Annotated in this window: 13 protein-coding genes; 8 read left to right on the plus strand and 5 right to left on the minus strand. The window is 69.9% G+C overall.

The genetic code is table 11. The annotated features are described in order from the left end of the window. Positions 1–19: 19 nt before the first annotated feature. Positions 20–700 carry a M15 family metallopeptidase gene (locus ITJ62_RS14165; protein ID WP_228498503.1) on the minus strand — a complete coding sequence of 227 codons (681 nt, stop codon included), beginning with the start codon at positions 698–700 and terminating at the stop codon, positions 20–22. Positions 701–897: 197 nt separating this feature from the next. Between ITJ62_RS14165 and ITJ62_RS14170 the strand changes: the two genes are divergently transcribed. Continuing rightward, positions 898–1629, plus strand: a complete 732-nt coding sequence (locus ITJ62_RS14170) for a response regulator transcription factor (protein ID WP_194603411.1) — start codon at positions 898–900, stop codon at positions 1627–1629. Next, the gene (locus ITJ62_RS14175) at positions 1626–2780 is read left to right on the plus strand and encodes a HAMP domain-containing sensor histidine kinase (RefSeq protein ID WP_228498505.1); all 1155 of its coding nucleotides are present in this window, start codon (positions 1626–1628) and stop codon (positions 2778–2780) included. The genes ITJ62_RS14170 and ITJ62_RS14175 overlap by 4 nt, the downstream gene beginning before the upstream one ends. A gap of 78 nt (positions 2781–2858) precedes the next feature. Here ITJ62_RS14175 and ITJ62_RS14180 read toward each other — a convergent pair whose 3' ends face one another. From ITJ62_RS14180 to ITJ62_RS14190, 3 genes are all read right to left on the minus strand, one after another. Next, the gene (locus tag ITJ62_RS14180; protein WP_194603414.1) at positions 2859–3311 is read right to left on the minus strand and encodes a hypothetical protein; all 453 of its coding nucleotides are present in this window, start codon (positions 3309–3311) and stop codon (positions 2859–2861) included. Between the two features lie 186 nt (positions 3312–3497). Next, on the minus strand, positions 3498–4565 hold the full coding sequence (locus ITJ62_RS14185) for a hypothetical protein (protein ID WP_194603416.1): 1068 nt from the start codon (positions 4563–4565) through the stop codon (positions 3498–3500). A 92-nt stretch (positions 4566–4657) separates the two neighbouring features. Then, positions 4658–5329 (minus strand): FadR/GntR family transcriptional regulator, encoded by a 672-nt coding sequence (locus tag ITJ62_RS14190; RefSeq protein WP_194603419.1) that lies wholly within the window; start codon positions 5327–5329, stop codon positions 4658–4660. 280 nt (positions 5330–5609) lie between these two features. Here ITJ62_RS14190 and ITJ62_RS14195 point away from each other — a divergent pair, with 280 nt between their 5' ends. Genes ITJ62_RS14195 through ITJ62_RS14210 form a run of 4 tightly spaced genes read left to right on the plus strand, consistent with a single transcriptional unit; the run spans position 5610 to position 10397 of the window. After that, the gene (locus ITJ62_RS14195; protein WP_194603422.1) at positions 5610–6644 is read left to right on the plus strand and encodes a sugar ABC transporter substrate-binding protein; all 1035 of its coding nucleotides are present in this window, start codon (positions 5610–5612) and stop codon (positions 6642–6644) included. Further along, positions 6641–8284: a sugar ABC transporter ATP-binding protein gene (locus tag ITJ62_RS14200; protein WP_194603425.1), complete on the plus strand. Its 1644-nt coding sequence runs from the start codon at positions 6641–6643 to the stop codon at positions 8282–8284. The genes ITJ62_RS14195 and ITJ62_RS14200 overlap by 4 nt, the downstream gene beginning before the upstream one ends. Then, positions 8281–9309, plus strand: coding sequence for an ABC transporter permease (locus ITJ62_RS14205; RefSeq protein ID WP_194603428.1), 1029 nt, complete (start codon positions 8281–8283; stop codon positions 9307–9309). The genes ITJ62_RS14200 and ITJ62_RS14205 overlap by 4 nt, the downstream gene beginning before the upstream one ends. Then, positions 9306–10397 carry an ABC transporter permease gene (locus tag ITJ62_RS14210; RefSeq protein WP_194603430.1) on the plus strand — a complete coding sequence of 364 codons (1092 nt, stop codon included), beginning with the start codon at positions 9306–9308 and terminating at the stop codon, positions 10395–10397. Before ITJ62_RS14205 ends, ITJ62_RS14210 begins: the two co-directional genes overlap by 4 nt. Positions 10398–10552: 155 nt before the next feature. Here the strand turns inward: ITJ62_RS14210 and ITJ62_RS14215 are convergent, their stop codons facing one another. Further along, the gene (locus tag ITJ62_RS14215; protein ID WP_194603433.1) at positions 10553–12544 is read right to left on the minus strand and encodes an aldo/keto reductase; all 1992 of its coding nucleotides are present in this window, start codon (positions 12542–12544) and stop codon (positions 10553–10555) included. Positions 12545–12640: 96 nt separating this feature from the next. Here ITJ62_RS14215 and ITJ62_RS14220 point away from each other — a divergent pair, with 96 nt between their 5' ends. Next, positions 12641–13747 (plus strand): LacI family DNA-binding transcriptional regulator, encoded by a 1107-nt coding sequence (locus ITJ62_RS14220; RefSeq protein ID WP_194603435.1) that lies wholly within the window; start codon positions 12641–12643, stop codon positions 13745–13747. Between the two features lie 104 nt (positions 13748–13851). Next, on the plus strand, positions 13852–14499 hold the full coding sequence (locus ITJ62_RS14225) for an MOSC domain-containing protein (RefSeq protein WP_194603437.1): 648 nt from the start codon (positions 13852–13854) through the stop codon (positions 14497–14499). The last annotated feature ends 124 nt before the right edge of the window (positions 14500–14623 follow it).

The raw sequence follows: 14623 nt of genomic DNA on the forward strand, positions 1-14623 counted from the left end.
GCTGGTCGCGGCACCGACCTCATCCGGCGTCGGGGAGAAGTTCCGGGCACTCGCCGCCGGGGACGGTGGCCAACTCGAAGTGCCAGATCTCGTTCGCATAGGTCTGGCAGAGGCCGTAGTCGGCGCCGTGCTCGATGAGCCAGTAGTCGGCGTCCGTCGCGCCGATGTCGACGGCCGCCCCGCGCGTGTGCGAGGAGCCGTCGGGCGTGGCGGCGTACTGCCGGGCGGCCGCCTCGCTGCCGTACTGGAGGATCGCCTCGTCGAGCAGGTGCTGCTGGTACGCCGTGCTCCGCCAGCCGGAGCTCACGTACAGCGCGATGTCGTCTTCCGCCGCTGCATCCGTCGCCTGCTGGACGGCCTCAAGGAGGTCCGCATCGAGGTTCGCGATGGCCGGGAGATCGGTGTCGTAGGCCGAGTACCGGTTCTCGTCCAGCACGCCGTCCTCGGCCCCGAACGCGCCGTCCGTCGTGGTCGTGGTTCCGTCACTCGCGTCTCCGGACGGTCGCTCGGCCAGCGCGGTGATCCCGCGGGTGATGGTCGGCGCGACGCCCGTGCACGCGACCAGGGCGATCGCGGCGGTGAGGGCGACGGCCGTGGCGGCGAGCATGACGACGGCTCGGTTGGAGCCCCTGCGGGCGACGGTGCTCCGTCGGCCCGGGTGCCGATGCGGCTGCTGCTGGTGCTGGATGTCGTGCTGCATGGTTCCTCCTCGGTCGGTCGTCGGTGTTCGGCACGCGACGACCAGGCCCCCAGTCCAGCTCGACGGCGGTTGCGCGGGCGTCGGACGATCACCAGACGGTTCCGAAACACCGTGCCGCCTACGATCGACACGACGCCCATCGCGGGCGCCGGAGTGACGCCATCGACGCGTCATCCGTCCCGAACACCGGAGGTCCCATGCGTGTCCTGATCGCCGAGGACGAGCAGTACCTCGCCGAGAGCATCCTCGAGGGTCTGCAGCACGAGGGGCTCGCCGCCGATCTCGTGTTCGACGGCGACACCGCGCTCGAGCGGCTCGCCGTCAACGCCTACGACGTCGTGGTGCTCGACCGCGACCTCCCTGGCACGCACGGCGACGACGTCTGCCGCTGGATCATCGCCCAGGAACTGCCCTGCCGGGTGCTCATGCTCACCGCTGCCGCCGACCTCGACGACAAGGAGAGCGGCTTCGAGATCGGCGCCGACGACTACCTGACCAAGCCGTTCGAGCTGCGCGAGCTCGTCCTCCGGCTCCGTTCACTGGCGCGTCGACCCAAAGCGTCGCTCCCACCCGTCCTCGAGTACGCCGGTGTGCGGCTCGACCCGTTCCGCCGCGAGGTGTATCGCAACGGCCGGTACGTGCGTCTGGCGAAGAAGCAGTTCGCGGTGCTGGAGATCCTGCTCGCGGCGAAGGGCGGCGTCGTGAGTGCCGAAGAGCTCCTCGAGCGCGCCTGGGACGAGCATGCCGACCCGTTCACGAACGCCGTGCGGGTGACGATGTCGACGCTCCGGAAGGTGCTCGGCGAGCCGTGGATAATCCACACCGTGCCGGCCGTCGGCTACCGGGTCCTGCCGCCAGGTGAGGCTCCCGCTGAGACGAGCGGCGCGGACGCCGGTGGCGAGGACGAGGACGACGAGGTGGGCGCATGACCGCCGCTCCGGCCGTCGGTGACAACGCCCGGCCGACCTGGATGACCGCTCGCGTCAAACTCACCGCGACCTACGCCGCGTTCACCATCGTGACGGGACTCATCGCGCTCATCGTCATCAACGTCATCATCTGGCGGTTCCCCAGCTATCCACTCGCACCCGCAGACGACAGCCGACAGATCTCCGCCATCTCCCGCGGCGAGATCCGCGATTCGCTCATCAACTACTCGATGCTCGCGCTCATCGCGATGGCCGTGATCGGCACCGGCGTCGGCTGGATCGTCGCCGGACGAGTCCTGCGGCCGCTGCGGGACCTCAATGCGGCCGTGCGCGCGGCGGCGGAGGGTTCGCTCGACCACCGCATCGCGATGACGGGTCGCCGCGACGAGTTCCGCGAGCTCGCCGACCGCTTCGACGACATGCTGGCACGCCTCGAGCAGTCGTTCCTGACGCAGAAGCGGTTCGCGGCCAACGCCTCGCACGAACTGCGGACACCGCTCGCGACGATGAAGATGCTCATCGAGGTCGCCCAGGCCGACCCGGAGGGCCGCGACGTCGACCGCGCGCTGCGGCGGCTGCACGAGACGAACGAGCGTGGGATCGCGATCGTCGAGGCGCTCCTGCAGCTGAACCAGCTCGATCGCCGACCGCTCGTGACCTCGCCCGTCGACCTGGCGGCGGTGGCTCGCGACGCGTCGCAGCTCATCTCGCCGGAGTCCGCGGACGCCGGGGTCACGATCTCCTCGACCCTCAGGAGCACGGCGGTGCTCGGCAACCGCGTGCTCCTCCAACAGCTGCTGACGAACCTGCTGTCGAACGCCGTGCGGTACAACAGCGGTCCGGACGGCTGGGTCTCGATGTGGGTCGGACCCGACCCGCAGGCGCCGGGACGCGCCGTCGTCGTGGTCAGCAACTCGGGGCCGCTGCTCGACAAGGCTGAGGTGGCGCGGTTCGTGGAGCCGTTCGACCGGCGGGACGCCCGGATGGCGCGGGCTGCTGGTCGCGATCGAGGGAACGGTCTCGGGCTGACCCTGGGTGCGCGCATCGTGGAGCTGCACGGTGGGGCGCTGCGGCTCGCGCCGTTGCCGGCGGGTGGACTCGAGGCGACAGTGCTGCTGCCGGCTCGCGACGCCGACCCGGCCGGAGCCTGACCGCGGAACGACGGAACCGGGGACGACGGAACGGCCGACCGATCACGGATCGGTCGGCCGTTCCGGCTGGTGCGGAGATCACTGCACGGCGCACGCCCTGGCCTCATCGAACAGGTCCTCCGGCAGGTCCCACACCCCGTTCGCATCCGGATCGGGGACGTCGAACCCCTGGTCCCGCAGGCACTGCGCGCGAAGGCGGAGCTCGTCGGAGATCTCCGTCTTGCTGAGCTGGTCGGGGTTCGCAGGCGGCGGGCCGAGTTCCACAGCGCAGACGTCGTAGGCCTGGTTCATCGCGTCGCTGCCGTCGAACGTGATCGCGGTGCCGGGTTCCGGGTCTTCGACGGCGATCCCCTGGTCACGGAGGCAGTCGGCGAGGGAGATGGTGTAGTCGTCGTACGCCTCGGCGTAGGAGTCGGCGGTCGACGGCGATCCACCGCTCGACGGGGCTCCCGCGGATCCGGAGCAGGCGGTGAGCCCCAGCATGAGGGCGAGGACGGGGACGGCGAAGCCGAGGGCTGTGGATCGGCGCATGGGGTGGTCCTTTCTGACAGGTGACCGGTCCTGGTCACTCCGTCATCCCATCAACCGTCCTGTTCCGTCCTCGTCTCCCGATCACCAGACGTTCCCAACACCCCACCCTGCCCGCGAACTGTCACCAACGGCTCGTCGGGGCGGCCCGGACCGGCAGCAAGTGACAGTTCGCGGGCAGGGAGGGGGTCAGTTCATGCGTGTGACGATCCAGACGATCAGCATTCCGACGATGAACGCGACGGGGATCCACCTCCCGGATCGTCGCAACCTGCGGCCGGATGAAGCGACACCAGGCGGCGGGGTGAGCCGCCCGATCGCGGGTGGGCCGGCCTGAGCGCCGGGTGCAAGCGGGTGCTCCGGAGTTCCGGACGTCTGCGGCTGCAAACGGTCGTCCCGCCACCGAGCCCACTGGTCCAATTTCGTCATCAGCGCGTCGACGATGCTGAACAGCCAGGCCCAGGTGTCGGGATCGAGGGTCGACACCTCCCGTTTCGTGTAGAGGAACAGCCAGTCGTCGATGATCTCCACGTCGAGCTCGGCGGCGTGGTCGATGAACCTCGCCATGATGTCCGGCGTGAACAGGTAGAGCGCGTCGCGTTCGTAGCCTTCGGGGCAGTAGAGCGTGAAGTGCCGGTCGAAGTCGCCCTCCAGGGAGAGTCGCTGGGCCCGTTGGAACGCTGCCGGGAGGTTCGAGCCGAACCCGTTGTTGCCGATCGCATCGAGCACGATGTTCGGCAGGGGGACGTCGAGCCTCACCGCGACGTATCCCCAGTGGTGGGTCGTCGAACTCTTCCCGTGACGGACCGTGTACCGGTAGTTGCCGAACTCTACGGCGCGGGGACGACCACCCCGCAGCACGTCGGTCGACTGCCGCGACGATCCGATCCCGAAGATCATGCCGGGGAACGGAGGGTAGCTGAGGTCCGCGGTGTAGGTCATCCCGTTGGCCGCGGCGAATTGGGAGAGGCGGAAGCGCTTGATACGCCTCGTACGCCAGGAGAGGACTGCGAACACCGCGACGGCGGCGGCCGCGAGGAGCCCGATCCCGAGCAGCGGCGTCGGCCCGGAGCCGCCTCGTGAGGGAGAGGGCAGCGTTCCCAACAGGACGAACCCGGCGACGGTGACCACGACGATCGCCGCGAGCAAGCCGATGAACAGCCGGGCGGACGGCGCGCGATGGTACGAGGGCGCCTTCGCCATGGCGTCACGGTCGATGGGGTCGATGAGCGCTCGGGTGTCGATCGTGCCGTCCATCCCCTCACGCTACCTGCCCGCGAACTGTCACCAACGGCTCGTCCGAGCGGCCCGGACGAGCAGCAAGTGACAGTTCGCGGGCAGGGGAGGGGTCACATCGAGCGGCGGAGCCAGCTCTCGACGCCGGAGACATGGACCGTGACCAGCGCACGGGTGAGTTCGGTGTCGCGCTTCTCGAGGGCGTCGACGATCGCGTGGTGCTCCTGGAGGGTGCGGGCGACGGCCTTCTCCTCGGTGAGGCCGCGCCAGATGCGGGCCCGGACCGTCTTGCTGCCGAGGGCGGCGAGCAGACTCGCGAGGTAGGCGTTACCACTCAGCTCGATCACGCGGGCGTGGAACTGCAGGTCGTGCGCGACGAGATCCTCGACCGTCGTGGACTCGTCGACCTCGTCGACCATGCTGCGCAGCTCGGCGATCCGCTCGTCGTCGAGGTGCTGGATCGCCATCACCGATGCGGAGGGTTCGAGGATGCGGCGCACCTCGAACATCTCGATGAGGGAGGCGTCGGCGTGCATGTCGATGACGAACGACATCGCCTCGTGCAGCAGGCTCGGCTCGAGCGTCGTGACATAGGTGCCGTCGCCGCGTCGGACGTCGAGCACCCGGATGAGCTCCAACGCCTTCACCGCCTCGCGGAGGGAACTGCGGGAGAGTCCCAGGGTCTCGCTGAGCTCCTTCTCCGAAGGGAGGCGCTGGCCGGGTGTGAGGTCTCCGGCGACGATCATCGCCTGGATCCGCGCGATCGCCTCGTCCGTGACTGCCATGCGACCCCCTGCTCGAGCGAGACGGTCACGTGGAACACCGCCTCGCGCCATGATACATCCGACGTTTCCCCGGGCCGCACCCCGACCAGGCTCCACGCTCCGCCGACACCGGGCACCTTGTGTTACGTCAGGTTGAGCGCCCTCTCGCGGCCCGTCCGATCACTCCCTACTGTTGCTGCAACCCGACGTCCCGGTGCGCCCCGACCGCACCGACAGCGGACGCCGGCACGCTCCACCACCCCCTGCACCGTCCCGCACCCCACCGTCATCTGGAGTCCCCATGCGTCGTCGATCGCGCCTCGCGCTGTCTCTTGTCACCCTGGCCGTCGTGGCCGGCCTCGCCACCGGCTGTTCCCTCAAGCAGTCCTCGTCCAGCGAGTCGACGAGCGGCGCCGCTGCCAGCTCCGCCGCCTCTGACGTCGACGTCCCCTCGCTCAAGGGCAAGACCGTCGGCGTCGCCGCCAAGGACGTCGTCCGCGACTTCGGCCGCCTCACCTACCAGGGTGTGCAGGACCGCCTGGAGGAGCTCGGCGCCAAGGTCGTCGCCACCCAGGCCGACGCACAGGACGACAAGCACCTGGCCAACGTCGAGAACCTCGTCTCGCAGAAGGTCGACGCGATCGTCGTCATCCTCGGTGACGCGACCACCCTCGCCCCGGCCTTGCAGCAGGCGAAGGACGCCGGTATCCCGGTCTTCACGATCGACCACGCCAGCGAGAACTCGGTGAACAACATCGGTTCCGACAACTGGCAGATCGGCTCCACCCTCGCCCGAACCCTCGCCGAGGACATCGGCGGGAAGGGCAAGGTGCTCGTCTTCAACGGCTTCTACGACGTCACCCCCTGCCAGATCCGCTACGACGAGTTCAAGCTCGTGCTGAAGAACTACCCGAACATCGAGATCATCGAGCCCGAGTTGCAGGACATCTACGAGGGCACCATCGAGGACGCCAAGCAGAAGACGAACGACGCGCTCACCCGCTACCCCAAGGGCGAGATCTCGGCCGTGTGGTCGTGCTGGGACCTCCCGGCGATCGGTGCCTCGCAGGCCATCGACCCGGCGGGCCGCGACGAGATCAAGGTCTACGGCGTCGACGCCGAACCCGGAGCGCTCGACCTCATCCAGGACCCCGACTCGGTGTACCAGTTCACGGTCGCGCAGCAGCCGACCCTGTTCGGGACGACGAGCGCGAACAACGTCGCCCTGTACCTCGGTGGCAAGCAGGACGAGGTGCCGCTGAGCACCTACCTCGACGCCGTGTTCATCGACAAGGCGAACGTCGCCGACGAGCGCAAGCGACTCGGCCTGGAATGACGCACGACACCTCGATCGACGGTCAGGCCGCCCAGCGCTCGCTGGGCGGTCGGCCCGGTGCCGCCACGGCCGAAGCCTCGGCTCCCGCCGTGAGCATGCGTGGCATCGCGAAGGACTTCGGCGGCGTCCGGGTGCTGGACGACGTCGACCTCGAGGTGCACCCCGGCGAGGTCGTCGCGCTCGTCGGCGAGAACGGCGCGGGCAAGTCGACGCTCATCAAGATCCTCACCGGCCTCTACACGGCGAGCGAGGGCGCCATCGAGATCGACGGTGAACCGGTCGTCATCCGCAACCCGGGTGACGCCGAACGCCTCGGTGTCCGCGTCATCCACCAGGACCGCCACCTGGCCGGTCGGCTCACAGTCGCGGAGCAGCTGTTCCTCGGCTCGCGATCCGCGTTCCTCACCGGCCGGCAGCTCGACCGCCGCGCTGAGCGGGAGCTGCTCGACCTCGTCGGGCTCGACGTGCCGGGCAAGACCCTCGTCGACGAGCTGAGCGTCGCCGAGCAGCAACTCCTGCAGCTCGCGATCGCGACGATCACGCGTCCACGGGTCCTCGTGCTCGACGAACCCACCGCACCGCTCGCTGCCGGTGACGTCGAGCGGCTGTTCCGCACCGTCCGGACCCTGCAGGGCCAGGGCGTCGCCGTCATCTACATCTCCCACTACCTGCAGGAGGTGCGCGACATCGCGTCCCGCGTCGTCGTGCTCCGCAACGGTGAACGCGTCGGTGCCCTCGACCTCGCCGATCCCGACGCGACCCTCGACGCCATCGTCCAGCTCATGGTGGGGCGGAGCGTCGAGGAGTTCGGCGACCGCGAACGGATCGTCGCCGACGCCGGTGCCGAACCGGTGCTCGCGATCGACGGGCTGACGGTCCCCGAACGCCTGCACGGCGTCTCGATCGCCGTCCGTCCGGGCGAGATCGTGGGCGTCACGGGTCTCGTCGGCTCGGGCCTCGAGGAACTGGCCGACGCCGTCACCGGCTTGCGTGCGCACGGCGGAACCGTGCGGCTCGGCCGAGCGCCGATCCGCTCGCCGCGGGCCTTCGTCCGGGCGGGTGGAGCGTACGTGCCGGCGAACCGCCACCGCGACGGCATCCTGAACCGTCAGTCCGTCCGCGAGAACCTCACGCTCGCCGCGCTCGACCGCATCACCGGGCTCGCCGGCATCCTGCGTGGCCGACGCGAGCGGGAGATCGCCGCCGACCTCGTCACGAGGCTCGACGTCCGGCCCGCGAACGACACCGCGGTGGCCGGAAGCCTCTCCGGCGGCAACCAGCAGAAGGTCGTGCTCGGTCGGTGGCTCGCGGCCGGGTCGACCGTGTTCGTGCTCGACCAGCCGACCTCCGGCGTCGACATCGGGTCGCGTCAGCAGATCTACGCGGAGATCGACGCGCTCGTCGCGCAGGGCGCCGGCGTCCTGCTCGTGAGCGTCGACCTCGAGGAACTGATCGGGCTCGCCGACCGCGTCCTCGTGCTGTACCGCGGGACGATCCGGACCGAGCTGCCGCGATCGCAGGCGACCGCCGACACGATCCTCGCCTGGTCGACGGGTGCCGCCGAGGTCGCGTCCACGCCGTCGGCCCCCTCGACCGGCTCGGGGACCGAGTCGCCACCCACCCGAGGAGTCTCCGCATGACCGCCCTCTCCGCTCCACCCGTCGTGCCCGGCCAGGCGCCGTCGGCCGCGACGGAGTCCGCGACCAAACGTCGCCGTCCGGTCTCCCGGTTGGGACTCATCGGCTACGCGATCGTCGTCATCGAGGTCGTCGTCTTCGCGGTCGCCTCACCCGGCTTCCTCGACCCGGCCAACCTCGCGACGATCCTCACCCAGTCGGCGGTCTACGCGATCGCCGCCTTCGGACTGTCCATCGTCGTCGTCACGGGTGGTGAGGACGTCGTCCGCGGCGGCATCGACCTCTCGATCGGCGCCGTCCTCGGCTTCTCCGGCGCCCTCGTCGCGGTGCTCCTGCAGGCCGAGCTCGGTCTGCCGCTCGCGCTGCTCATCGGGCTCGGAGCCACGGCGATCATCGGGCTCGTGAACGGTCTCGTCGTCGTCGCCGGGATCCGCCCGCTCCTCGTCACGCTCGCGATGATGAGCATCGTCACGAGTCTCACGATCGTCATCACGAACAACGTGAAGGTGCCGGTCGCCGACGCCGGGCTGATCTGGTTGCGGAGCGGACACGTCGTCGGTGTCCCTGCGGCGGTCGTCGTGCTGCTCCTCGTCTTCGCGGTCGTCGCCTTCGCCACCGGGCGCACCAGCTGGGGCGTGAAGAACGCCGCGGTCGGGCAGAATCCGACGGCCGCCCGGGTGGCCGGGATCGCCGTCAACCGCCACATCGTCGTCAGCTACGTGCTCGCGGCGGTCCTCGCCGGGATCGCGGGCGTTCTCATGACCAGTCGGTTGTCCGCCGCGCTGCCGGGGATCGGTGAGCAGTCGCTCATCGACATCCTCCTCGCGACGTTCCTGTCCATCGCGTTCTCCCGTCGGCTCGTCGTCACGATCACGGGGACCCTGTTCAGTGCCGTGTTCGTCGCGATCCTCACCAACGGCTTCAGCCAGCTCGGCGTCCCGAGCCAGTGGATCGGCATCACCAAGGGTGTGCTGATCCTGCTGGTGCTCGCGGTCGCCGCGATCCGCGAACGGAGCGTCAAGCGATGAGTGTCGACACGCGCACGCAATCCTCCGCCACCACCGGCGTCTCCGTCCCGAACGTCGGATCGGCTGGACCGGGAGGCGGCGATGACCAGCGTCCCGGCGGCCCGCTCTCGAGGCTGACGGTCCGTGGCCTCGGTGCCGCGGTCCCGCAGGCGCTCGCCCCCGCCGTGCTGGCGGTGCTGCTCATCGTGTTCGCGGTGCTGTCGCCGTCGTTCCTGACCGCCGACAACCTGCTCGGGGTGCTCAACCAGAACGCGCTGCTCCTGCTCGCGGCCGTCGCGATGACGGTCGTCGTCCGCGCCGGTGGCATCGACCTCTCGATCGGTGTCGCCATCGACCTCGCGGCGCTCACCGCGTCGGCGCTCCTGGCCGACGACTACGTGGCCTGGGTGGCGATCGTCGGCGGTCTGGTCGTCGGTCTGCTCGTCGGGGCCGTGAACGCGTTCCTCATCGTGGTGCTGCGCATCCGGCCGTTCCTCGCGACACTGAGCGTCTGGTTCATCGGCGGTGGCGTGCAGCAGGTCGCGACCGACGGCGGGTCACCCATCTACCTGTCGCGGAGCAGCGTGCCGGACGAGTTCGCATGGTTGGGTGCCGGGACCGTGCTCGGTGTCGCCGCGCCGATCGTCGTCGCCGTGCTCGTGCTGATCATCGTCTGGGCTGCGCTCGAACGGAGTCGCTGGGGTCGGGTGCTGACCGCGGCGGGGGAGCAGCCGACCGCGACCCGGATCTCCGGTCGGTTGGCGGGGACGTCGATGGCGACGGCGTTCATCTTCGCCGCCGGGATCGCGGCCATCGCCGGGCTGATCCTGGCCTCGCGGAGCCAGGGCTTCGTCGCCAATAGCGGTCAGCTCTACGTGCTCGACTCCATCGGTGCGGTGTTCATCGGGACGACGCTGAGCCGGACCGGGCGGCCGAACCTCTTCGGGACGCTCGTGGGCGTGCTCATCTTCTCGCTGTTGACGAACGGGATGAACCTCGTCGGGCTGTCCTTCTACTGGCAGGGCCTCGCCCGCGGTGTCGTCCTGATCCTGATCCTGCTCCTCGGAGTCCTCCTGGCGCGCGACCGGTCCCGCAAACCCCTCACGTGACGCCCATCCGAGTCTCGTGGTGCGGTTGCGCCAGCGCGGTGCGCTGACGCGAGCGCGCCCCGCACACGTGAGCGCGGGTCTCTGGAGACCCGCGCTCACGCTCATGCCCCGCGGTGACGTCAGCGCACCGCGCTGGCGTCACCCGAAGGAACGGGTCAGACTCGGAGGTCGAGCCAGGCGACCTGCTCCGGGGTCAGCTTCAGGGACAGGGCGTCGGTCGACGAACGCGTCTCCTCGATGGACCGCGGCCCGATGAGGGCGAAGGTCGGGAAGTCCTGCGCCAGCACATAGGCCAGGGCGATCGCGGTCGGCGCGACACCCAACTCGGTGCCCAGCTGACGGGCGCGGGCCAACCGCTCGAAGTTGTCGTCGCTGTAGTAGCAGCGCACGAGATCCGGGTCCGACAGGTCCTCGGGTTCGGCACGCCCGGTGAAGAATCCACGTGCCTGCGACGACCACGGCAGCAGCGGCGTCTTCGTCTCCTCGAGCCACGCCCGGCTCGTCGGATCCGTCACCTCCACACAGCCGGCCCACGGCACGTCGAGCGCGCGGGCGAGACCGAAGTGGTTGCTCAGCGCCGCGAAGCCCCGCTTCCCGTTGGCCGCCGCATAGGCGTTCGCCTCCTCGAACCGCTCGATGGACCAGTTGGACCCACCGAACGCACGGATGCGACCGGCCTCAGCGTGCTCGTTCAGTACGTCGACGAACTCGCCCACCGGCACCTCGACGTTGTCGCGGTGCATCAGGTACAGGTCGAGGTGGTCGGTGCCGAGCCGCTCGAGGCTCTCGAACAGCTGACGCGAGATCGACTCCGGGTCGCAGAACGGCGTGTGCGCACCCTTGCCGATCACCACGACGTCGTCGCGGAGGCCACGGTTGGCGAGCCAGCGTCCGAGCAGCTGCTCCTGCAGGCCGTCGCCGTACAGCCACGCCGTGTCGAAGGCGTTGCCGCCGCGCTCGAAGAAGTCGTCGAACATCGCCGACGCGTGCGACAGGGTCTGCTGGTTGTCGACGCCCATCACGAGCCGCGAGATGTCGTGGTCGATGCCCGCGATGCGACCGGTCGGCATCGGAAGCTCGGCGCGCACGGCGAGCGGCCGGCCGGAACCGGTCGGGATGTCGGTGTCGATCGACTCGAACGGGTACTCGAGGCCGACCGCCTCGCGCCAGCGGTCGAGGGTCGCCGCGTTGCCGAGCGAGTCCGCCCAGCGCATCTGCGGTGCCTGACCGGCGTCGGCGAACGCAGCGACCGCGTCGGCCTGGATCGCGTACTGCGGTGCCCCGGGGATGTGGATCGACTCCGTGCCCGAGATGGTGCGGACCTCGATCGTCGAGCCGTCCTCGACCGACGGCAACCACGGGTCGGACACGATGATCTGGCCGGTCGAGCCCGTGACGACGACGCGGTTGTCGTCCTGCACGCGCACGCCGCTCGTGACGTGCGCCGTGATGCCCGATGGGAAGACGAGCGACGCGCTGGCCCACTCGTCGACGCCGGTCGAACCGATGGTGCCGTTCCCGGTGACCTCCGTCGGGTCGGCGAACGGCGCACCCTCGGCAGCACCCGCGATGAGCCGCGAGATGGAGACGGGGTAGCCGCCGACGTCGAGGATGCCGCCGCCCGCCAGCTCCGGGTTCATGAGCCGGTGGTCGGCGGGCAGGTTCGCGGCGAACGCGAACGACGCCTCGATGTGCTGGACGTCGCCGATGGCGCCGGACGACACGAGTTCGACGAGCTTGGCTGTCTGCGGGTGGAAGCGGTACATGAACGCCTCGGCGAGGTACACGCCGGCACGGCGGGCGGCCTCGATCGCGAGCATCGCACCTGCGCGGTTCACCGAGAGCGGCTTCTCGCTGACGATGTGCTTGCCGGCTTCGGCCGCTTCGATCACCAGCCGGACGTGCTCGGTGTGCGGGGTCGCGATGTAGACCGCGTCGACGCCGGGATCGGCCAGCAACTCGGCGACTGAGTCGTATCCGCGGACGGGAGCCGTGCCGTCGCCGAAGCGCTCACCGAACTCCTCGGCACGCGATGCGTCACGACTGGCGACGGCGGCGAGTCGACCGGTGCGACTCGCGTGCAACTCGGTCGCGAACCGTTCGGCGATCGTTCCGGGTCCGATGATCCCCCAGGCGACGTGTTCCATATGGTGGTGCTCCTCAACGTTGATCGGCGGTGCGATGGTCTGTGGCGAACGTCACCGTGAACGTTCACGGTGTGAGCGTATCAGTACGATGTGACCATGACCAGGCCCCGCGACGATCACGCTCCGGCGCGAGCGACGATCATCGACGTCGCCCGGGTCGCCGGCGTCTCGCGCCAGACCGTGACCCGCGCACTCAACGGGATGCGCGACGTCAGCGACGCCACCAGGCAACGGGTCGTCGAGGTCGCAGCCTCGCTCAACTACCGTCCGAACCGCGCCGCGCAGCACCTGGTGAGCGGCCGGACGACGACGCTCGGACTGGTCGTCGACGACCTGCGGAACCCCTACTACCCGGAGCTCGCGGCCGCCCTCGTGCAGCAGGCTGCCGAGCGGGGATGGACCGTGTTGGTCGCCGAGGTCGGGGGAGCGGCGAACGCATCGGGCGACCGACCCGCCGCCGCGGATCGCGGACCGGACCTCCCCGACGCGGAACGTGCGCAGCTCGCCGAACTCGCACGGCAGGTCGACGCGGTCGTCGGACGCAACGGCGCCGACCACGGAGCACTCCAGGGCGCCTTCGCCACCATCCCGTTCGTCTCCCTCGGCGACCATCGGCCAGAGGAGTCCGAGGCCGCAGCGGACCTGTCCGGCTCGGAGCCGGCGCTGCAGGTGGCGGGCGTCGACATCGACTTCGAGGACGGCATCCGACAGGCGCTCGCCCATTTCGTCGCGACCGGGCGCCGGTCCATCGCGATGATCGACGCCTCGGCGGAACCGTCCGGACGGCGTCTCGCGTACCGCGCGTTCCTCGAAGAGCACGGCTTGCCGTGGTCGGAGGCGTCGGAGACCTGGGCGGAGGACACCCACCAGGGCGGGGTCTCGGCCGCCCTGCAGTGCCGCGCCGCGATGCCCGACGTCGACGCCGTGCTCGTCTTCAACGACGTCATGGCCGTCGGCGTGCTCAAGGGCCTCGCCCGTGCCGGGGTCAGCGTGCCGGACGACGTCGCCGTCATCGGCATCGACGGACTCGACCTCGGTCGCTTCGTCACCCCTGAGCTCACGAGCGTGGCCGTCGACAAGGGCGACATTGCACGGCACAGCCTGGAGTTGCTTGACGGCATGATGTCCGGCACGCTCCCGCTCTCGGGGCCGTCCGTCCGACGCTCGGTGGGTGTCTCGCTCGTCATCCGCGAGTCCGCCTGAGCCAGTCCGCCTGAGCCGCTCCGATGAGCCACTCCACCCACTCCACCCGGGCCGCACCGGCCCCGTCGTCCGGACGGTCGCGGGCGACACGGCAGACTGGTCACATGTCTGAACTCCTCGCCCTCTGTCGCGTCGAAGCCCTCCAGATGGACGACGGCTCGATCGGCGTCACCGCGATCGACAAGCGGCCCGTCGACGAGCCGCTGCACGTGCGGCCGATGGGGCTCTACGGCGACGTGCAGGCCGATCGCAAACACCATGGCGGCCTCACGAAGGCGCTCTACGCCTACGCCGAGGAGGACGCGCGGTTCTGGGAGGGCGAGCTCGGTCGGGAGATCACGCCGGGGCTGTTCGGCGAGAACCTCCGCACGCAGGGGCTCGACGTGAACGGTGCCGAGATCGGTGAACGCTGGCGGATCGGCGACACCCTCGTCGTCGAGGTGACCTGCCCGCGCACCCCGTGCGGCACCTTCCAGCGGCGCCTGGGCGAGCCACGGTGGGTGAAGCGCTTCGCCGACGCCGCACGGCCCGGTGCCTACCTCAAAGTGGTCAAGAGCGGGACGGTGCAGGCGGGCGACCCGATCGAGATCGTCCGACAGCCCGGCCACGGCGTGACCATCGCCTCCTGGTTCGCCGCGGCGGACGAAGCGCAGGCCGTCACCCTCGAGCAGTCGGAGCAGTCCGGCGCCGTGGCGCTGGCCCCCGAGATCCACGAAGCGATCAAGCAGCTCCGCCGCAAACGGACCGTCTGAGCGTCGCCGTCGCGCGCCCGCACCTGTGCGAGCGCTGAGTGCAAGCCCCGCCCGGAACAGTCCGGAAGCGGATGCTGTTGCATACCATGGAGCCGAAGACCGGAGCACGCGGGGAACCCGCACG

This window comes from Plantibacter sp. VKM Ac-2876 (assembly GCF_015350715.1).
Lineage (GTDB): Bacteria > Actinomycetota > Actinomycetes > Actinomycetales > Microbacteriaceae > Plantibacter > Plantibacter auratus.